Below are 18,855 nucleotides of genomic sequence, written 5' to 3'. Positions count from 1 at the left end.
CCCCCCCCCCCCCCCCCCCCCCCCCCCCCCCCCCCCCCCCCCCCCCCCCCCCCCCCCCCCCCCCCCCCCCCCCCCCCCCCCCCCCCCCCCACGCCTGATGCAGCACGCCACTCCGAAACGCACCAGGCACCGCCGGCCTGTCAAGGACCGGCGCCCTCAGCGGCCGCGGGCCGCTGCGGCAGCCTCGGCCCGCAAAGAGGCCGCGCTGGAGGTCGAGAACCGCATGCTCCTCGAACAGAACGCCGTCTTCCGGCGTGACCTTGAAGAGGCACGGGCCAAGACCGTGCGCTACGCGTCCAAGAACTCCGTGCCCGTGCCCGCGACGGCCTCGGCCTCCCATCTGCGCGGGATGCCGAGATGGCGGAGCTGCGGAAACAGCGGGACGACGCCCTGGCCGCCAGCCAGCGCACAGAGGCAGACCTATCAGCCCCCGGCAACGTCAACCAACGCTTGATGGTAGAGAGCAGTCGACTGCTCGAGGCCACAATCCGACACGCACCCGCGGAGTAGCCGGCATCCGCCCGGTCAGCGAGTACACCGTCCCTTGGTCTTGTACGGCACTTCACGTCCGGTTCGATCGGTGATCGGTGCGACTCTCCCACCCATAACGTCGTCTTTTCAGCTCAGCTAACGCTGACAAGGAAATCAGCGATACGTTTGGCCCCACCCGTCTGAACATAGAGAAGATGCGGGCACCAAACTGCGTTAATGACTCCCTTGGTGGCCGCTTCGCAATTCTTGAGGTCTGATTCATCCCCTCTTGTCAAGAAGTCCCTGAGGGAGAACCGGCAGATTGGGTCATTCACTGCGCGCCCTGCCGCTGGAAGATCATACGAGAGGCACAGACTCTGATATTTAATCCCGGATGGAAAATAGGGTTTGATCTGGTAGTTCGGAAACACCTTGGGAATGATTCCAGTGCGCGTGTACTGGGGGTCACCAAGTACGGCAATCCCCGAGATCTTATTAACGATACTCTGGGGTGCATCCTTCAAGAATTGGTGAATCACCCACGCACCTTGCGAGAATCCGGCGAGAACATAGTGTTCTGTGCCCCGGCAATATCCCCATCCTGTCGGTGATCTGTTTGTTCAGCGCTATGGCGCCTTCCGCAACCTCGTCCCGCTCGGAGGCTATCCATTCCCTTAGGAGTTCCTTAGGTCCAAAATTAGGAAATTCAGTCCTTGGGTATGCAATGGCTTCGCCGTCAATCGACACATCTGGGTCAGCGCTATTTACACCCCTCACATAGTTGTCGTATATGTCTTGGACTGTGCTCCCCCAGTTGTCCACTCCGCCTTCCCCTAGGCCGTGTCCACCAAAGAAGTAGAGATCTCGGCAATCTCCGGGTATTGGCTGTCTCGCGCCAGCAAGCGCCTGAGGCATTGCCGTACCGAGGAAGAGAACTGCTGCCCCAAAGCAAGTAGCCAGCTTCCTGAGCATGTGACACACCTCCTCATAACGATGAGCGCGCCTTGACGCACACCAATATGCGCTCCAGAGCACCCGGAAAATTTGCTCGCTCAACGCTCATTGAAGCGTGACGTGTCTCCTGGCGGCGACCATCAGTCCGACCACCACAGCACACTTCCAGTTTTCACTAGGCAGCGACCCCAGAATTTCTATTCGGGTATTCCGCAGGAGGGGCGAATACAGTCCAATCACGTTCTCCGGCGATCAACGTTTCTACTGCACCGCCGCTCATCCCAAACCTAATCACTCTTCCGGCGAACTCTGGCGAGGATGGCGCGAAGACCAGCTCTTCACCGCCGTAGTCGGGCGTGGTGGCTGTGATCTCGCCGTCGTACGTATTCAGTACATCGTCTCGAGTGCTGCCTATACGGATGCCGGAGAGCGTCACGATTGTCGTCGCCGGCCGTTGGACGTAGATCGCAACTAGGCGGTCCGATGTGAAGCGTAGGAGGAGCCCCTCTGGCTCTCCTTCCACAGTGAAGTCTGTACAGACTCTTCTGCCTTCCTCCCCCGGGATCGGCATACCGATTGCTTTCGCCGCTTCACTCCGGCTCATGCCCATCTTTAGGGGACCCATTCCATCGACGGTAATGGGCTGACGGCTCAGCCCAGACCGGCCTTGAGCCTCCGACTTCGCGCCCGCCCCGTGGGTTACGAAACGGCCGTTTTCCCATGTCCAGGTGACATAGCGAATTATCGAGGGTCCATCCGCGTGGCTGTCGTCAGGTCCGTAGAACTTGACGGCAGCGGCAAGGCGACCGTTTTTGATAACTAGGGACTTTGGCTGGTATTGCGGCGGCAACCCAGAGACGTCGAAGGTGGGCGCGCGACCTATCTCGCTGCCATCATCGGTGCGGTAGACGCGCATTTCCTGCATAAAAAAGTTGCTCGGCTGAGGGGAGCAATAGAACAGCACGGCAGTCACGTCGCCGAGGCGTGGCAATCTACCCTGGACGGTCCGCTGAACCTCGACCTCCCAGCGATCGTACTCACCAATGTCGCCACTTTTCACGATGCCCTTACCGTTACGGATCGCCGCTTGGACCGGCTCGTCGACAATGTCATCGCATGTGAGACGATAATCACGATTCTCCCAGTCAACCACCTTAGGCCGCAGCTCCAAGAAGGCACCTTTGTGCTGGCTTTGGGACGCTGCCTGTGGGGTCGAAGCCGTAGCGGTGGTCGAGCCGCCGACCAGAACGCAGACTGATCCCAGAGCTATGGAAACAAATCGCCAGGTGCTTCGCCACATCGGTCTTTCCCTCCGAAGAAGACGGCGATCCGGCGCTCGGTGTGGCCAGTTTCATCCCCCATGGACGCAGATTGTGCAGACTATTAAAAGGTCTGTATCGGTAGGCGTAATGAGGGCCGCGAGCTAACCAACAATCGCGGGGGCGTCGCACATCACGCGCTCACGTCGTCTGGGGAAGTGACCTTCTTGACGAATTACGCGCCGGGTGCCCGTATTTGTGCCCCCCCGGGGGGCGCGCAACGACTACCTGTTCCCATAGTGCTTCTTCGACCCTCTGTCTGCATCTCGAGCCGTTCGTATGCCGGCGGCCATCGGTGAGTGACGTATCGCCACAACCGCTCGCCTGCAGGCCCCATGAGACCTCCGCACCCGCGCAAGAGTTTCGTGCTCTCCGCCTGTCGTCTCGGACGCACCTGCACACCTGTTCGGTCAGTCCATTGATCCACAGGCAGAACACGCCGGGAGCTGTGGGAAGCGCGTCACACGGTGCGCAGAAGGTCCCGTACCGAGAGTCCCTTGAGTTGAACCGGCTCGTCCTCCTGGACGAGGTCAAAGCGCCGGCCGAGAGCTGGTTCGCGGCCCGTTGCTTCCGCCAGGCGCGTGCCCAGGGCATCCGCGGGATCCTTGCTCACAGCGCCCCACAGCCACGCGCGGCTCAATGGCCCAGTGCCGATTGTGCGGCTCGACCTGGCTGCGTGACAGGACAGGATAGGGCGGAGGAGGGGTCGGTCTTGCGACTGGCCCTGCACCACCCCGTGGGCCGCGGCCATCAGGTCGACGCGACCGCGTCGTGCCTCCTGGCCGGAGGAGTAGACGGCGCTGAATGGGCCGCCGCTGTTTCAGCGGCGGCCCGGATGCGAAGCCGGCCGCGAGAGCAGAGCACAACCAGCGCGGCGGCGACGGAGGCCCCGAGCGCAATGCCGTAGTTGCCGTCAGCCCAGCCAGCTGCGGCCGACCCGGCTGCGATTCCCAAGTTGATCGCAGCGATCAGCCAGCCGAACGCCTCAGTGGCTGTTCCGGTCGGCGCCACTGTGTTGATGACTAGGCAGGCCGCGCACACCAGAGTCGAGAAGCACACCCCCGGAAGGATCACGAGAGCCGCGGATGGGGCTGCGCCCAGGCCCCACAGCATCGGCACCCATGCCGCTACGTGGCCGATGGCCAGCAGCATGAGATGGCTCAACGGGCCCCCAGGCCAGCCCCGCGCACCATAGACGAGCCCTCCGACAAGGCCACCGAAGGACATGAAGGCTGGCAGGGCGCCGGCGAACCAGGCCACGCCCAGGGACTCGCTTTGAGCAGCAGCGCAGACCCGCACCGCGCCGACTGCCCCACCAGCGCATACGAGAGCGCCCAGCAGCACGAGCACCTCCGGGCTGCGCAGTGGACCGAGCCAATGGCGTTCCGCAGTGACGGGCCGCAGCCCACGAGCAGGCCGTGACAGTCCCAGGGACAGACCTCCGACTAACCCGACCGCCGCGGTCGCACCAAGCGCGGCTCCAGGGGCAAGAGCGGCCAGCAGCGCGGCTACCAGAGGGCCTGTCACGTAGACAGCCTCTTGTGAGCCGTTGTCCAGGGCGTACGCGGCGCGGAGATACTCAGGGTGGGTAGGGAGAATCCTCTTCCACAGTGTCCGCAGCCCCGACTCCAGGGGCGGATTCGAGAGTCCGGCCACGGCCGCCAGCAACACACTTAGGCCGGTGCTGCCAGTGCCCGTTACGGCCAGCACGCCGAGTGCGCTGGAGGCGGTGATCGCGCCGGCCACGATCGGGAGGGTGGGACCTCGCCGGTCCGCGATGCGACCGAGGACTGGTTGCCCAACGGCGAACGCCACCAAATACACAGCAGAGAGCGCCCCACCGAAGTCGAGTGAACCGTGCTCTGCCTGCGCCGCGAGGAGCAGGCTCACCGGGGCCATTGCATTGGGCAGACGTCCCACCAGGGTAGAGAACAGCAGACGTGCCGCGTATGGCGTGCGAAGCAGATGCGCATAGCTGACGTCGAGCGGCCGATCACTGGAACTCTGACGATGGTCCGGTCTGCTCACGTGCACTCCTTGCCTCGGACTGGGACTGCGACGGGCTGGGCGTGTGCGGCCCTGGACCGGAGGTCGGGGAGCGCGGTAGTCGACGCTCCCCAAACGCACTCATCACAACAAGGGGTGGAAGCAGGGAAGCTGGGAGGCTCCTGTGAGGCGGGAAGGCTCATCGCCTCAGTCCCGCTGTACGGGCCGTACTTCAGGGTCACTGGTCCGACGGAGGACGGATCACAGGAAGGCAGTTATTGAATGACTAGTGTTTAAAACATAGATTGCGGCTAGCTCACCCGAAGGAGATCCCGTGATGTCAGAGGCGCTCTTCACTCGCGAGGCTTCGCCCGGCCTGGAACTGGGCAATACCGTTACCCGGCGGCCCCATCCCTGACCTGAGCCAGTACGACGTGGGACGCACGCTGCTAGAGGCCAGCAGGAGCTCGCCGCCCCCGCCCGGCCTCACGCGGCGAGCTCCTCAGAGCACAGCCGTCGGCCGGCACCCAGCACCAGCTCACGGAGATCTCCCGCCCCAGACTCTTGAATGCGCCCAGCCGCGTCCCTACGTTCACCCCGCCCCCACATCACCCCGTGCGACCCCACCCCTGCTGCGCGGGCCGCCGCATCACCACCTCACGCCAAGGAATGACCCCATGGGAATTGAAAGCCGCCGCGCCTACCTGCACCTGGCGACCTGCCCGGCCGACGAGCAGCCGCAACTGCACGCATTGCTGACCGATTGTGGGTTCCGTGAGGCTCCCGCCCCCTCCATGCCTCCACAGCTCCGCGACGACTCCCTGTACACCTGCGACATGTTTCCCGGCGGGACCGACGAGGCTGCGGACAGTGGCGAGTTCGCCCACACGATCATGGTGCGCTCCCTGATCGAGCGCGCGCCGGGAGCGTCCTGGCGCTTCTGGAGCGGCATCGGCTATGCCGACGGAATACAGGTCATGGGGGAGCTCAATCTCCACCACCCGACCCTCGGGCCGTTCCCGGAGCCTGACGACTCCCTGAACTGTGACGATGACGGCCGTGTGTGGCTTTCTGTGGCCACCGCCGACGGTCTGCTCCAACGGTCCGCCGCGGGGGAGGCCGTCGACCTGGCTGCTGTCACGGGAAGGCAGTGGGAGGTCCTCATCAGCCAAGAGGCACAGGCCCAGACTGCACCCCGTCTGCATACCTGACCCAACGTACTTCGCGAACCCATCGCGAAGTCAGCACCCCGCACGCAGAGCCCGGGCAGCGCGACCGCGGCGCCCGGGCCCGACCAGAGGAACACCGATGAACCTGCCGATTCCGCCGCACCGCGTCACCTCCAGCACACTCGCGGAAGCCCATCTGCAGCGCCTGGAGGACCGAAGCGACACTGAACTGGCCATCATCAGGGCACACGTCACCAAGGTACTCGTCGCGCGCCGACAGGCTGCTGCCGCAAGCGCACTACGTGATCTCCTACAGCCGCCAAACCCTCCCCAGACAGGCCTGGTGCGTGCACTGGTCCAGCCCGACCGGCCCGGACAATTCGTGCTCCACTACGACGGCGGAGGCGTCCGGGCGCTGACCCTGGACACGGAACACACCCCCATACTCGACGCCGTCATCGCCGGCCTCGTCGATCTCGGGGCCGAGATGATCGCAGGCCGCCTCCTCATTAAGGTGTCGCCGCTCGCCCCGGCAAACCTGCCTTGCGCAGTGTGTGACGCCACATCCTGTGGCGCGCCCGACAGCCTGCCCGACGGCAGGTGCGCCGCCTGTGAAGCACACCTGCACCACGAGCACAGGCTCCTCGGCGTGAACTGCTCGGAGTTCATCCCATTCTGAGCGCACCGCCAGAGGCGCCAAGATCCCCGTATCATCAGCCGCCCCGCAACCCCCGTGAACACTGGGAGCATCCTTACCCTAAGTGATGTTGAAGGAGCCGAAGTGGCAAGCATTGCATGGCTGCAAGAGAACCTGCGAGCGGTCATAGATGGGTTCGTTGCGAACCCTGACCGGGCGCAACCCGAGATCGTCACTACCGAAGACGGCGAGCCTGCGGCCGTTCTCATGCCCCTGCCGATGGCCGTGGCGCTACTCCGAGCTGAACGCATCGACAACGCCGACATTGTCGACCTCGCTGGCAAACGAGTTGCCGAGGCCGGGGAAGAAGGCATCAGCCTTGAGCAACTCACGCGGCTTGTGGCGGCCCACGACCCGGAGAACGCAGCAGAGCTGCTGCGGGATCTTGGCCACGCCGATGAGGACCGGCCCGGCTGACGGAGGCCAGCACGATGCGAGGAGACCGCTACCGAAGCCACCACCTCCCGCAGGTCGGCGCTGACATCGCGGCCCTCCGCGACGTTCAACTGCAGAGAATCGCACTCATCCGCATCGGACAGCTCGCCGCCGAGGAAATTCGAGGAAGACGGCTGAAGAAGCTGTCCTCCTGGCCGGCCGAACTTCGCAACTGCTGGAAGCTCTACTTCGACCTCCAGGAACACGACGTCGGTCGTCGCCTCAACCAGCAGGCTCCCCGGTACCGCATCGTCTACCGCTTCCTCCCCCCGTCCGACGCCCCACAGGACACCGACCGCAGGCCGCGGCTTCAAGTCCTGGCCGTCGGCCCCCGGCGGCAGGCCGAGGTATACGAACGGGCAGCTGCACGACTCGCCCTCCCCGACGTGAAGCTAGTGCAGACCATCCAGCCCCAGCGGCGCGCGCCTGGGCCTCAACCTGCCAGTCCCGCGCAGGCGCCCGGGGCCGCTCGATTGGCAGCGCTCGCACGAGATTCCGCGCAGGCCTCCCATAGTCGGGCCGAGCACCTCCGTACATCAGCTCCTCCGCCCCCACCGCTTCCGCCACTTCAACGATCCAGAAACACCTCTCCACCACCGAGACCGCCTACCCAGCCACACATACCTCCGTCCTCCTGCCAGGGCACCCCCGTGAGGCCTGGGCCGTGAGCCGTAGGGCCGACTGGCCTCGACCCAAGCGAACCGCTACCCAAATCACCTGACGCAATAGAGGAGTCCACCGATGCCGAACACCACGCTCGCACGACGCGTCCACGCCCACCTGCACGGCGACGTCACCGCGACTGAGAACCTGGCCCTCGTGACCCTCCGCGAGGCGCGAGCCCTCAACGGCCAGGCCGGCGGCGGGCACGCCAAAGCCACGCCGCAGCAGGCCATCGACGCGCTGAGCCTCGATGCACTCGATGCAGCCCAGCTCTTCTCGCCCGGCCTGACACGCGCCGCCGCACTCGACGCCCTCGACCAACTGGCCAACGGAGCTGATGCCATTGACTGGGACGCAATCCTCGACCCCTATGGTCTGGACACCGCTATGGCCGCAACGACCTGAGCGGCGCGCTGGCACTGCAAGCGAGCGAAGCGAGCAGCGCCCACCCGGGCGAATCGACACGGCCAGCGGCGCCTGAAGCACCCGCGTGATCACAACTGGGATCACCCACGCGCCCGGGCAAGCGCGAACATCGAGTACGCGATGAGCGAAGCCCACCTCAAGGCTCGAGGTCCCCGGCAAGGCACTTTCCCGGCCGGACCTTGCTCGCCGATGCCACCACTGGCTGTGCCGGTCTGGAAGACGGGCCTTCAGACCGTCTCTGCCCACCGGCTCACGGTCGGGGGACTCGCGCCGTCCTGCGTCCCCGACAGTGCGCCGCGGCGATCGGCCAAGTCCGGCAGCACAATAGGAACCCACAGTGCCCGCGCAGAAGGCTCCCCACAGCCCCATCGATTCCGACCCGAACAGGTACTGATCGACTAGATAGGACGACATGCCAGCGAAGAGGTCTTCCGAGCCCTTGACGCCGCAGAGCAGGAACGCAACGGCCGGCACTGGACTGTTGACGCGGACCACCCGGAGAACAGCGAAGAGCACCCGTGCTCGTTTGGCTGCCGACGGAGTCTAGGCGCACGAACTCGCCTGAGCCCTCGTCGGCTTGGACTGCCTCGCCGTCATCACCGAGACACCGTGGCCCTGGAGGACGTGCAGGCAAGTCACCGTCACAGAGGTTGATGGGCTCTCCATCTGGTCGGCCTGTCCGGCCCTCCCCCCGGCCGCGAGGGTGGTAGCCGTCTGGCCCGCGCATCCACCTCGCCCGCCGTCCGGTCTGACTCCGCGCGACGGACGAGGTGATCCAATGCGACGAAATTGTCGCCCTGATGCATCTATTGAATGACTATCAGTCACAACATAGTTTCCAGTTTCAGAGACCGGTGTGCGCCACCGGCTCGCAACACGAAATTCCTAGCAGGCATCCGAAGGGATTCACACACATGCAGCCCAACGCCGACCTCGCCCGGCGAGTCCGCGACCACATCTTGAACCACCCTGCCAATTACGAAACCGGCGCCGCGATGAACGGCCCTCACGCCCAACTCGCCCCCGGTGAGATGCCTGAAAGTGACCCTGCCGCCGGAATCACTCGCCTCGGCGTAGCAGGGTGGGCTGCGTTCCTCGGTGGCCACACCCTGCTGAACAGCCGATCGGGCGACTACGCGGAGGTCAGTCAGGCTTCCGTGCTGGCCGAAGACGACGAGGGCGACATCACCGACGCATACTCGGCCGCAGCCAGCGCGCTCAACCTTGACCAGCCGCAGGCCAACGCCCTCTTCCGGCCAGACCTGGCCACCTATGTCGTACTCGACGCTCTGCATCAGCTTGCCCATGGAGAGCCCCGCATCGACTAGAACACGGTCCTGGACTGGGACACCGACCGCGACCCAATCCTCACCCAACTCATCACGGCAAGCGACTGGACCCACGACCAGCTCATGGGGCCCGTGCACCACGATGAGGAATTCCTCGGCCACCCTGCCAAGAGCACACGCGACGCCCTCAGAGCGGGTGCGCTCATACGCGTGGTCTTCACTGCCCGCGTCAAGACCAACTACGGCGGCACCATCACGCTGGACAACGGCACCGAGCTGCCTGACCACGACGCCCTGAGCGACCTCACAGTGCTGACCCCAGGCTGGCAACCGGGCGACCTCGCCACCTACCGGGGCAGCACCCTCTTCCGTACACGCACCCGCGATGGGCACGACATCTGGGTGGACAGCCAGGAGAACCCCGTGTGGGATGACCGCGTAGACCCCGCCAAGATCACCCTCACCCCCGTGTCTGCCGGATGACTCCGTGACTCCAGGCCAGGCAACATCTGTCCCTGACGCGCCCGGCCAACCCACAGCCTCGGTACTTCCCACACGGGCTGCACCGAGGGCTACCGCCCGCACCGCCGTCGATGTTCACGCCGATCAGCCCGCTGCGACTGGAGAAGATCACCCGCGACGGGCACCACGGCATGCTGGACGGCGCGCTGGCTGGATCGGGTACGGCGCGAGCCGGATCCGACCCACGTCGCCCGCGCCGAGCAAGCCATCGGCCACGCCGCGCGGCTGGTGCACGATGACTTCCCGGTGGGCCTGTCCCTCAGCTGTGGATGCTCCTCTGCCGGAATAGCGCGGAGCCGCACGCGGCCAACCTCAAGATCCGCGCCAGGACCGACCGGCCTCGCAGGCGCTACGTAACCACCGCACCACCCCCGGGAATTCTAGGCTTCTGCGCCCGGGACGCTGCGGATCGTCAGCCCGCGCGCATCCCGCACCAGGCCCCCAGCCCGCCCGCAGACGAGCATCCGCCGTCTATTGAATGCCTTCTACTCACATCATAGTTTGCGGCCAATAGCGAGTTCCGCTCACCTCCACCACCCGAAGGGAAGATGCCGCGTGTCCGTCGACGCCCACACCACCGAAAGCCACTCCCGCTCAGTGAACGGCAGCCCCGCCAATCCCTACACGCCGGCCGGGCTGCCCACGCCCGAGGAGGCCATGCGCTACCTGGGCGGCACCTTCTCCTGGGACGCCTTCCACGGCCGCAACGCGGTCGAAGGAGCCCTCGCCTGCACGTTCAGCATCACCGTCGAGGACGCCGAGGTTCTCACGGACTGGCTCATCGCCGCCGGATACCTCCTGGACGTCCGATACGCCCCCGCCACCGGGCACGTCTCGCGCCTCCTGCGAGGCCGCACGCAGGTGTTCACCCAGGCCGTCGACGACGGCCGGTGGGTGAACCGTCATGGCCGCATCCTCACTGAGCCGCTCGCCCGGCCCGACACGGACGCGCCCCGCGCGGGCGTGTACCTGACATCCTCCGCCGCCGAACGCCACTTCGCCTGACCGAACTCCACGATGGGGCAACGGCACGGCCCGGCCCTGCCGTTGCCCCATCCCAGCACCACCCCGGCATCCCGCCGCCGACACCAGGAGAACCCTTGAACAGCACGCCCGGCCGTTTCGACCTCACCCCGGTCAAGAACGCCATCGACCTTGCCGAGACCTATGACCAGGACGGTGCACCACTGTCCGCCCGAAGGAACCTGCTGCACGCCCGCACCCTGCTGGACCGCATCGTGCGCAGCACCGGCGCGGTCCCCGAGGACTTCTTCGTCCCCGGCTCGACGTACGTCCTCGGTGACGGCTTCACCGCACCCGAGGACGTCCGCTACTTCCGAGTCGAGCACGTCATGCGTCACCCCGACCGCGGGATCTGGCGAGCCGTGGGCTGGCAGCGCACCGGCCTTCCCGAGGCGCCCTGGCACGGCGACTTCCACGATGAGGGCGAGTTCGAGGCTTGGACGGCCCTCCGGAACGAGGATGCCTGTACCTGTGTGACGCACTGCGACCAGCACCCGGCAACCGCCTGCTCCTTGTCCGGTATCCGTCACGTGCACCCGGCTGTCCCGGGCCGCCCCGGTGCCTACGGGCCGTGCCCCGAGCACCCGGACACCCCCGGTGACCACTGACGCCGGCCAGACCTGGACCGGGGGCGGGCCCACCTGACCGCCCTCGGCCTGACCCGTCGGCACGTGCCGCCCGCGCCAGCCACCTGGGGAGTGCCTGCGCACGCTGTGGCGCGTACGAGAGCGAGCACCGCTCGTGGTGCGCCCCGTGGCTGTGATGACGCGACGGCACTAGCTGCGCCTACGGCTCCTCGCCCCCGCCGGGTTGCTCCGCCGGACCATCCCTCCAAGCGGCCCGACCGGGCCGCCCGGAGCATCCAGCGCCCCTGTACAGCCCCACACACTCGAACGCCCCGGAGAGCACCCGATGAGTGACAGCGCCCTGCCTGACGGTTGGACGATCCACATCCGTACCGCCCACGGTCTGACCGCCCTCACCCTCCACGACGACGCCCGAGAGTTCTGCCAGACGGACTACCACGACCAGACCGCCCCACCCGCCCACCCCGACGCCCGCACCATCCTGCGCGCCCTGGAGAACTTCCCCACGCCCTACATCTACCGCGCCCTGGACAAGGTCCCCGCGTCCCTGCGGGACGCCGCGCAAGCGCTCCTCAACAGCTACTTCGAACGCCTTGCCCAGACCCAGGCCGACGCCGCCGCGATGCGCCAGGCGATCCCTGACTTCGATGCCCTCACTACCCGGTTGCGTCGCGCGGTCCCCGACTGCCGCACCGACGCCTACCGCGACGACGAGACCGGCCGCCTCAGCCTGATGCTGGCCGCGACCGGAACCGCCGCTGGCCGGCTCCTCACTCTCCTTGCAGCCTGGCCCCCCGCCGCCCGGGCCGCGGACGACGAGCTGCCCGACGGCGTCACCACCGACCTTGATTCCACGACCACCCTCACCGTCACCCTGGATGCCAACCGCACCCGGGCCTTCCTCAACTGGTACCGCAACGATTCTGGGCTCCCCGTCGACGTCGACGTCGACGGCGACGGCGCCGACCGCCGCGTCGGCGAGGCCGAGCTCGCTGCCCGCATGGCCGCCCGCCTGCGGGAGATCGGCGTCGAGGCGGACACCGCCAACACCGGCTCCACCTGCTGGGTGGCCGTGGTGCCCCTCTCCGAGCGACTCCATCTCGAAGTGTTCTGCCCGGAGCGTGAAGGGTGGAGCTGGACCCTGCACTGCGATGGCGAACAGATCGATGTGGGCTACTGGTCCACGACGAGTACGGCCGAGGCCGCGGGCCACATCGCACACCTCAAGGAATCGCTGGGCGTCACCGTCGCCTGACGACATTTCCCGGGCGCGCCCCGGCCAGGAGCGCGCCCGCACCCGGCCACCTGCCCGACCGCGGTGGGTGAACCCGTAGCCCGTAGCCCCAGTGGCGGGGGAATGATTCCGCCTGCTTTTCAAGACGCCCCACGTCAACCGAAACGGACCCAAACGCCACCGGTCCGACTAAACACAGGAGCCACCCCTATGATCTGCGCTCACGACCGTGCCCTGCCCGACGGCTGGACCATCCACCTCCACCCCGCTCTGAACCTGACCGTGCTGACCCTGCGCGACAGTGACGGCAGGGACTGCGAGATCGGCTTCCACTCTGGTCATGACGTCGGAAGCCCCGAACTCACCGTCCGCGCTCTGGACGAGATCACCGAAGACGCCCTGCGCGCTGCGGCCCTGGAACTACTCGACAACTACGCCGCGCGCCGGGCAACGGTCCGCGCCAACGCCGACGACTTCTCGGACGCTGTACCTGACTGGTCCTACCTCACCGGCCGACTGCGCCGTGCCGTTCCCGGCTGCCGGATCGAAACCGACCTTGACCACCAGGCCCTTGCTCTCACCATGACCCTGGCCGCTGACGGTCCGTCCGCAGGGCGACTCCTCACCCTCATCGCCTCATGGTCCGACAGCGCAAGCGACGGCATCGAGCGCGAGCTCGCCGAGACCGGCACCCTGACCGTCCGCTTCACCCAGTCGCGTGCCCAGAGCTTCCTCAGCTGGTACCGCACCGAACCTGGTTTTGAGTGGCTGTGACCAGCACGGTTACGGCAAGCGCGAGGACACTCACTCAGTCAGCGACTTGAACATGTGCACGTCGGCACCATCGACTGCGGAGGGAGTGCCTGCCGCGCCTCCGCAGCCTCGCCTGCCTTCGGAGGTTTTCCATGTCTACCCTCTCCCGTGTATTCGTCTTCTGTGTCTCCCGCGATGACCGGGAGCTGCACCGCCGCCTGATCGAGGAACCGCCGCGCTATTCCAACGTGTGGACCCCGCCCGCAGGAACGGAACTTGAGTGGACCGACCGGATCGTGTTCGGCAGCACGAGCGCGAACGGCCAGATTGGGTCGGAGGGATGGGAGGCGGCCACGATTCGACTCCGCGTCTACTCCGTGCTGCCCTTCGACGCCCAGTCGCATCCGAGCGGCGTGCCGCTTGTTGGTGGCCACGACGACTTCGAGGCCACGGGCGCCGAACTCGGGGAGCTGGCCGAGGAACTCCGCCTGTCCGCCAGCTATATGTCCCTGCGCCCGCTGCACGTGCCGGCCTGGCTCTCGTATGTCCTTCGCTGACCGCACGGATTGGTATCGCGAGCGCCGCATGAAATTGAATGAGGATCGGACCAGTGCATAGTTTGCAGGTATTGACTGACCGCCCACCCCGCCGTGCCCCGGCCTACAGGGCCGGGCGCATCCGACCTGCGCCGTCTGCCAAGCGGCGGACGGCGCGCACCGGACCCTTCCGGCCGATTCTCCGATGTGGGCGCGGTGGCCGACGCGCCCGTCGTCCCTCGCGGCGGGTGCGCCTCCCGCAACAGCGCCACCGGCCCCTGCTGGCGGAGCTGGGGGAGCGGGGCTGGGTGGCTGGCGGGCGGGAAAAGCGAGGCAGCAGAAAGGGGGGAGTGGAGGCCGGTCCGGTTCCGTTCGTACCTGCCACCTTGGGGTCCCTGGCCTGCGTGTACGCGCTTTGGGAACCTCTCCCAGTCTATTGAATGCAATACAGCGAAATAATAGTTTGCAGGCGTTGGAGGGGGCGCGGGATGTACCGCAGTGGACCCGCCGCATCATGTTGGGACTATGCCGGGAGGCATCAGTGACTGTTTCTCTTCTGGGCCGCAGGACCATCGTCACGCCGGGGGACACCGTCCTCATGCGGATCGCGCACTCCGAGGTCGCGCGGGACATGGGTGTCGCGGGGAAGGTGATGCCGGTACGGATCACGACCGATGGCCGGTGCCCGATGGCTCAGATTCTGGGCGCCTACGCCCATCCCGTCGGTGGCGCGGTCACCCTCGGCGAGGCCGGTTTGTTCTCCGGCGTCGAGGAGATCTACAGCAACGAGATCGTTGCGACGCATGTCGCGTGGGCGCCGACCGCGTCGCCGGGCAGGTTCTACGTCTTCACCGGCGAGGGCCGTATCCCCAACCCGTTCTGCCTTTTCGAGGAGGCCCGTGAGGAGGCCCGGAGCCTCGGCGGTGAGGTCCGCCATGCCGACAACCGCTACACGCCGCCGTTCTGGACCCGGTTCGCGCCGGTCTCCCTGGACGCGAAGGTGACCTACAGCTACGAGGCGCAGGGCCGCAACGGTGAGAGCCGGGCCACCCTGTGGTCCGAGAAGTTCACGGACTTCACCGCCGACGAGCAGGCCATCGAGTCGGCGCAGCGCCTCGCAGCGGGTTGGGGATACGCCCAGGCCGCACGGGACGCGCACGTCCTGGACGACGCCGGTATCGAGCCCTACCTGTTCGGCGGCCGACGCATCCTCTGGAAGGGCCGACCTGAACGCGGGCGCAGGGCGGCTGGCCCCGTCCTGTGCCCGGACCGGCCGGGTCCCGATCCGCAGGATCCCGGCCAGGTGCCCAGGAGCCTCGCCCCGGAAGTCATGGCCGCTCCCCGACCGGCCGACACCCTCAACACACAAGGACACCAACGATGACTTTGACTGATCGCGCCCTGCCCCCCGGCTGGACCATCCGCGTCTGCCCCGACGGTCCCCTCACCGTCCTCGCCCTCCGAACCAACGACGGCAGCCCGCAGGCCACGGACTGCCACGGCCCCACCACCGGCCCCGCCCGGACGGTTCACTCCCTGGAAGAGATCCCCGACGAGGCCCTGCGCTCCACCGCTCAACGCCTCATCAACAAGCACTTCCACCAGATCGAACAGACCAGCGCCACGGCCACCGTCCTGCGGCAGGAACTCCCCGACACCCCCGCCCCCGATGCGCCGGATTCCTTTCCGCTGCTCGTCGGTGTGCAGGTCGAGGCGTTCGCTCTCGTGGTCCGGCGGGAGACCTGCACCGACCTGGCCGCGATGCTCCGCAACACCGGCCACACGGCGGCGGCCGAACTCTTGGAGAGCGACCGCGACTTCACCGAGCTGTCCCGTTCCCTGGCCGCGATCCCCGCCACACCGGAAACGGAACACGGCGCCTGGTGCCGCCCGTTCGACTGCCGGTGCGGCTGCGACCGGGTCCAGGACTGCCTGGACTGCGGGCGGTGCGTGTGCTGGCGCGTCCAGTGCTGCGCCCAGGTCGCCGCCGACGGAGCGCGCGCACGGGCCCGCAAGGCGGCACTGCGCCGCCTCTTGGACGGCGTGGGCCTGGCGATGCTGACCGAGCTGCGGAAGACCGCCGCAGAGGCCGAGGAAGCCGCACTGCGGCGTACGGTCGCCCGCCGGGTGCGGATCCTGGTGCCGGGCGCCGGCCGCCAGTACACGAACGCCGTCTTCAGCGCCGGGGACTTCGGCCGCCTCGGTATGGGGCACGCCGATTACGACACCCACGACGTGGAGCTGTACGCCGACGGTCACAACGATCCCTACGAGGTAGTCGACTTGGACGACGCGGTGCTGTCGGCGGCCCTTGGCACACTCGCCCAGGTGATACGCCCGGACGTCGACACGGAACTCACCGTCGATCTGACCACCGAGGACTGCACCGCGTTCATGCCCGGAGAGGAGGGTGGACGATGACGGACGCCAGGCCGTTGCTCCTGCTGGACGTGGACGGGCCGTTGAACCCGTTCGGTGCGCCGCCGCACCGCCGTCCGCCCGGCTACCAGACGCACCGGATGAAGCCGGACAACTGGATAGCCCAGCACGGCGGCTTGCCCGAGCACCGTGTGAAGCCGCTGCGGGTGTGGCTGAACCCCGCGCACGGTCCCGCGCTGATGGCGCTGCCCTACGAACTGGTGTGGGCCACGACGTGGGAACACGACGCCAACGACTGGATCGGCTGGCGCATCGGATTCCCCCGCGACCAGGATCTTCCCGTCATCGAGTTCGGCGACCAGTGGACGGTCCGGCCCGACGGCACCTATGTCAAGACGTGGCCGATCGTCGCGTACGCGGCCGGACGGCCGTTCGTATGGGTGGACGACCAGATCAGCGACGTCGACCGCGCGTACGTGGACCGTCACCACCCGGGCCCGGCCCTGCTGCACTGGGTGGACCCGCGTAAGGGCCTGACGGAAGACGACTTCGCCGTGCTCGCCGACTGGGCAACAAGCATCAGCACCCACAACACACCCGGAGCACACCAATGACCGAACAGACCAAGGTGTTCACCGCCGACATCGCGGAGCGCGTCGTGCGCGTCACCTGGCCTGACAACGACCGCGGTGGGGCCACGCCGCCACCGGACGGCTGGCAGGACCGAGCGTGGGCGCAGGAGCCGACACTGCACGAGATCGACGAAGGGTCGGTGTCCGGCTGCTCGATCCTGCGCTGGCGGGAGGATCCGCGCTCGGACGCCGAGTTGATCAGGGCGTCGCTGGCACTCGTCACCGGGAAGCGGCAAGAAGGGGGTGGTGGTCTTGGGGCTGACGCTGCACGCCCCTGCTCCTGTCTCTGTCTGCCTAGAAAGCTCGGGCAGCCACCCACAACATCTATTGAATCAAGTTGCTTAAAAGCATAGTTTGTTGGTGTTGGGGCGGGGTGGTGACAACCCCCTGAGCCGCTCCGCCCCGACACCCACAGCAGGGCGGTTCAACGCCCCCCGCCAGACCGAACGAACAAGGAGCGATCACATGGCCGCCGTACTGACCCGCACCCGCCCCGGTACCGACCTTCACATGGGCGTACTCCTGCGCGATGCACTGACCCGCCACGGCGTTACCAGCGTCCGCGTAGACAAGCCGTGGTCGATGCTGCCGCATGAGTACCTGGTCGCCGAGGTTCCTGGTCGGGCGCGGGTGTGGATCCACGCCGCCTCGTGTAACGGCGCCACCCACTACGACATCCCGCGCGGTGAGCTGATGGCCGTGGCCGCCGTCGTCACCGACGAGACGAACACCCGCTTCGTGTATGACGGGTTCTCCGACGACAACGCGCGGCCGGTGGCGCAGGCCGAGGCGTGCGCGGAAGCCGTCGCCGCGTTCCTGGGCGTGCAGGCCCCCGAGCCTGAGCGCGTGTGTCTGCACTGCGGGCGCGGTATCGAGTGGATCGAGGCCGATGGGCAGGGCGCTTGGTACGACTCGTCCAACCGGACCGGATGCGTGGACGGCGTAAACCTGCACGCCCCGGCGCCGCTGTGTTCCTGGTGCGAGGACCACGGCGTCATCGAGATTTTCCACGCGTCCACGGTGGCGTGATCGGCCACCGGCCGTGCGACAACCGGCCGTGTGTGAAGCGGCGCACGAAGGCGGCGGCCCGGGCCGAGGCGGAGCGGGCCCGCGCCGAGGCCGGGGCGGAAGCACACGCGGCTGTCTGCACGCCGCAGTGCTGCCCTCCCTTCTAGAGCATCGCTCAGCCCCCGCCACAGCAGCTCCCCGGGCCGATCGAGTCGGGCCGGGGAGCACTCAACCGCCCGCACTCGCGGGATCACCCCACCACCTGGAAGGAACTACCGGTGACCGACACCACCAACCCCAAGCTCACGAAGAAGTCCCGCGCGTTCGTCACGTCGGGCGCCCCCTTCGGCACCACCGAGGACGTCACCGGCCACGACTTCGAAGCACACGGCGTCACCCTGTTCGTTCACGCGATGCTGTCCCTTCCCCTGTCCGGCGGGGGGATGAAGCGCCGCTGGGTCGTCCGCTACGCCGAGACCACGACCACCACGAAGGCCGGGACGTTCCTGGTGCTGCGCGCCGACAACATCGCCACCCGCAAGGAAGCCGTCACGCTGGCCGTGCAGAAGTTCAAGGCACAGCAGGACGCCGAGCAGGCCGCCGCCCGCCCGGCCGAGACTGACCAGCTGGAGCGCGCCCGGCGCGGTGAACTCGCCTCGCGCCCGGCCCTCAACCTGCTTCGGGAACTGGCCGCCGCCGTCGGCTGACCTCACCGCCCCGGCCGCCGTGGGCCGATGAACACGCCGTGGCGCGCCCGGCCCGACGGCCGGGC

General features: G+C 67.1%; 21 protein-coding genes. 17 read left to right on the top strand and 4 right to left on the bottom strand.

The genetic code is table 11. From position 1 onward, the window contains the following. Positions 1-623 precede the first annotated feature (623 nt). The 4 genes from AC07DS_RS45900 to AC07DS_RS45885 form a co-directional block, all read right to left on the bottom strand. Positions 624-1,010, bottom strand: coding sequence for a hypothetical protein (locus AC07DS_RS45900; RefSeq protein ID WP_479154679.1), 387 nt, complete (start codon positions 1,008-1,010; stop codon positions 624-626). After that, a complete protein-coding gene (locus AC07DS_RS45895) occupies positions 967-1,443 on the bottom strand; it encodes a hypothetical protein (protein ID WP_479154678.1) in 477 nt (158 codons plus the stop codon). Before AC07DS_RS45895 ends, AC07DS_RS45900 begins: the two co-directional genes overlap by 44 nt. A 157-nt stretch (positions 1,444-1,600) precedes the next feature. Next, complete coding sequence (locus AC07DS_RS45890; protein ID WP_479154677.1) at positions 1,601-2,596, bottom strand: hypothetical protein; 996 nt, start codon at positions 2,594-2,596, stop codon at positions 1,601-1,603. Positions 2,597-3,494: 898 nt separating this feature from the next. After that, positions 3,495-4,772 (bottom strand): MFS transporter, encoded by a 1,278-nt coding sequence (locus AC07DS_RS45885; protein WP_479154676.1) that lies wholly within the window; start codon positions 4,770-4,772, stop codon positions 3,495-3,497. Positions 4,773-5,407: 635 nt separating this feature from the next. On the opposite strand from AC07DS_RS45885, the gene AC07DS_RS45880 reads away from it, so the two are divergent. From AC07DS_RS45880 to AC07DS_RS45800, 17 genes are all read left to right on the top strand, one after another. Further along, positions 5,408-5,941 carry a hypothetical protein gene (locus AC07DS_RS45880; protein WP_479154675.1) on the top strand — a complete coding sequence of 178 codons (534 nt, stop codon included), beginning with the start codon at positions 5,408-5,410 and terminating at the stop codon, positions 5,939-5,941. 97 nt (positions 5,942-6,038) lie between these two features. Further along, a complete protein-coding gene (locus AC07DS_RS45875; protein WP_479154674.1) occupies positions 6,039-6,578 on the top strand; it encodes a hypothetical protein in 540 nt (179 codons plus the stop codon). A gap of 102 nt (positions 6,579-6,680) precedes the next feature. Continuing rightward, a complete protein-coding gene (locus AC07DS_RS45870; protein WP_479154673.1) occupies positions 6,681-7,013 on the top strand; it encodes a hypothetical protein in 333 nt (110 codons plus the stop codon). 759 nt (positions 7,014-7,772) lie between these two features. Continuing rightward, positions 7,773-8,099 (top strand): hypothetical protein, encoded by a 327-nt coding sequence (locus AC07DS_RS45865; RefSeq protein ID WP_479154672.1) that lies wholly within the window; start codon positions 7,773-7,775, stop codon positions 8,097-8,099. A 935-nt stretch (positions 8,100-9,034) separates the two neighbouring features. Beyond that, complete coding sequence (locus tag AC07DS_RS45860; RefSeq protein WP_479154671.1) at positions 9,035-9,448, top strand: hypothetical protein; 414 nt, start codon at positions 9,035-9,037, stop codon at positions 9,446-9,448. Between the two features lie 171 nt (positions 9,449-9,619). After that, positions 9,620-9,892, top strand: coding sequence for a hypothetical protein (locus tag AC07DS_RS45855; RefSeq protein ID WP_479154670.1), 273 nt, complete (start codon positions 9,620-9,622; stop codon positions 9,890-9,892). Between the two features lie 594 nt (positions 9,893-10,486). After that, positions 10,487-10,936, top strand: a complete 450-nt coding sequence (locus AC07DS_RS45850; RefSeq protein WP_479154669.1) for a hypothetical protein — start codon at positions 10,487-10,489, stop codon at positions 10,934-10,936. Between the two features lie 95 nt (positions 10,937-11,031). Beyond that, positions 11,032-11,562, top strand: coding sequence for a hypothetical protein (locus AC07DS_RS45845; protein WP_479154668.1), 531 nt, complete (start codon positions 11,032-11,034; stop codon positions 11,560-11,562). Positions 11,563-11,866: 304 nt separating this feature from the next. Continuing rightward, positions 11,867-12,796: a hypothetical protein gene (locus AC07DS_RS45840; RefSeq protein ID WP_479154667.1), complete on the top strand. Its 930-nt coding sequence runs from the start codon at positions 11,867-11,869 to the stop codon at positions 12,794-12,796. Between the two features lie 189 nt (positions 12,797-12,985). Next, entirely contained in the window at positions 12,986-13,549 is a 564-nt protein-coding gene (locus AC07DS_RS45835; RefSeq protein WP_479154666.1) for a hypothetical protein, read from the top strand. Positions 13,550-13,680: 131 nt separating this feature from the next. Next, positions 13,681-14,085 (top strand): hypothetical protein, encoded by a 405-nt coding sequence (locus AC07DS_RS45830; RefSeq protein ID WP_479154665.1) that lies wholly within the window; start codon positions 13,681-13,683, stop codon positions 14,083-14,085. A gap of 520 nt (positions 14,086-14,605) precedes the next feature. Then, positions 14,606-15,448, top strand: coding sequence for a hypothetical protein (locus AC07DS_RS45825; protein ID WP_479154664.1), 843 nt, complete (start codon positions 14,606-14,608; stop codon positions 15,446-15,448). After that, a complete protein-coding gene (locus AC07DS_RS45820) occupies positions 15,445-16,485 on the top strand; it encodes a hypothetical protein (protein ID WP_479154663.1) in 1,041 nt (346 codons plus the stop codon). The genes AC07DS_RS45825 and AC07DS_RS45820 overlap by 4 nt, the downstream gene beginning before the upstream one ends. Then, the gene (locus AC07DS_RS45815) at positions 16,482-17,057 is read left to right on the top strand and encodes an HAD domain-containing protein (RefSeq protein WP_479154662.1); all 576 of its coding nucleotides are present in this window, start codon (positions 16,482-16,484) and stop codon (positions 17,055-17,057) included. Before AC07DS_RS45820 ends, AC07DS_RS45815 begins: the two co-directional genes overlap by 4 nt. Beyond that, positions 17,054-17,428, top strand: coding sequence for a hypothetical protein (locus AC07DS_RS45810; protein ID WP_479154661.1), 375 nt, complete (start codon positions 17,054-17,056; stop codon positions 17,426-17,428). Before AC07DS_RS45815 ends, AC07DS_RS45810 begins: the two co-directional genes overlap by 4 nt. A gap of 112 nt (positions 17,429-17,540) precedes the next feature. Further along, positions 17,541-18,104, top strand: coding sequence for a hypothetical protein (locus AC07DS_RS45805; protein WP_479154660.1), 564 nt, complete (start codon positions 17,541-17,543; stop codon positions 18,102-18,104). A 257-nt stretch (positions 18,105-18,361) separates the two neighbouring features. Further along, positions 18,362-18,790, top strand: a complete 429-nt coding sequence (locus tag AC07DS_RS45800; RefSeq protein WP_479154659.1) for a hypothetical protein — start codon at positions 18,362-18,364, stop codon at positions 18,788-18,790. Positions 18,791-18,855 lie beyond the last annotated feature (65 nt).

Source organism: Streptomyces sp. NPDC044064, assembly GCF_056434245.1.
This window is presented reverse-complemented; position numbering and strand designations above follow the sequence as displayed.

Excerpts from the sequence above, each read along its gene's own strand:
- AC07DS_RS45895 (WP_479154678.1), bottom strand. The coding sequence starts at position 1,443 with ATGCTCAGGAAGCTGGCTACTTGCTTTGGGGCAGCAGTTCTCTTCCTC.
- AC07DS_RS45880 (WP_479154675.1), top strand. The coding sequence starts at position 5,408 with ATGGGAATTGAAAGCCGCCGCGCCTACCTGCACCTGGCGACCTGCCCG.
- AC07DS_RS45875 (WP_479154674.1), top strand. The coding sequence starts at position 6,039 with ATGAACCTGCCGATTCCGCCGCACCGCGTCACCTCCAGCACACTCGCG.
- AC07DS_RS45860 (WP_479154671.1), top strand. The coding sequence starts at position 9,035 with ATGCAGCCCAACGCCGACCTCGCCCGGCGAGTCCGCGACCACATCTTG.
- AC07DS_RS45805 (WP_479154660.1), top strand. The coding sequence starts at position 17,541 with ATGGCCGCCGTACTGACCCGCACCCGCCCCGGTACCGACCTTCACATG.
- AC07DS_RS45835 (WP_479154666.1), top strand. The coding sequence starts at position 12,986 with ATGATCTGCGCTCACGACCGTGCCCTGCCCGACGGCTGGACCATCCAC.
- AC07DS_RS45840 (WP_479154667.1), top strand. The coding sequence starts at position 11,867 with ATGAGTGACAGCGCCCTGCCTGACGGTTGGACGATCCACATCCGTACC.
- AC07DS_RS45820 (WP_479154663.1), top strand. The coding sequence starts at position 15,445 with ATGACTTTGACTGATCGCGCCCTGCCCCCCGGCTGGACCATCCGCGTC.
- AC07DS_RS45865 (WP_479154672.1), top strand. The coding sequence starts at position 7,773 with ATGCCGAACACCACGCTCGCACGACGCGTCCACGCCCACCTGCACGGC.
- AC07DS_RS45810 (WP_479154661.1), top strand. The coding sequence starts at position 17,054 with ATGACCGAACAGACCAAGGTGTTCACCGCCGACATCGCGGAGCGCGTC.
- AC07DS_RS45815 (WP_479154662.1), top strand. The coding sequence starts at position 16,482 with ATGACGGACGCCAGGCCGTTGCTCCTGCTGGACGTGGACGGGCCGTTG.
- AC07DS_RS45830 (WP_479154665.1), top strand. The coding sequence starts at position 13,681 with ATGTCTACCCTCTCCCGTGTATTCGTCTTCTGTGTCTCCCGCGATGAC.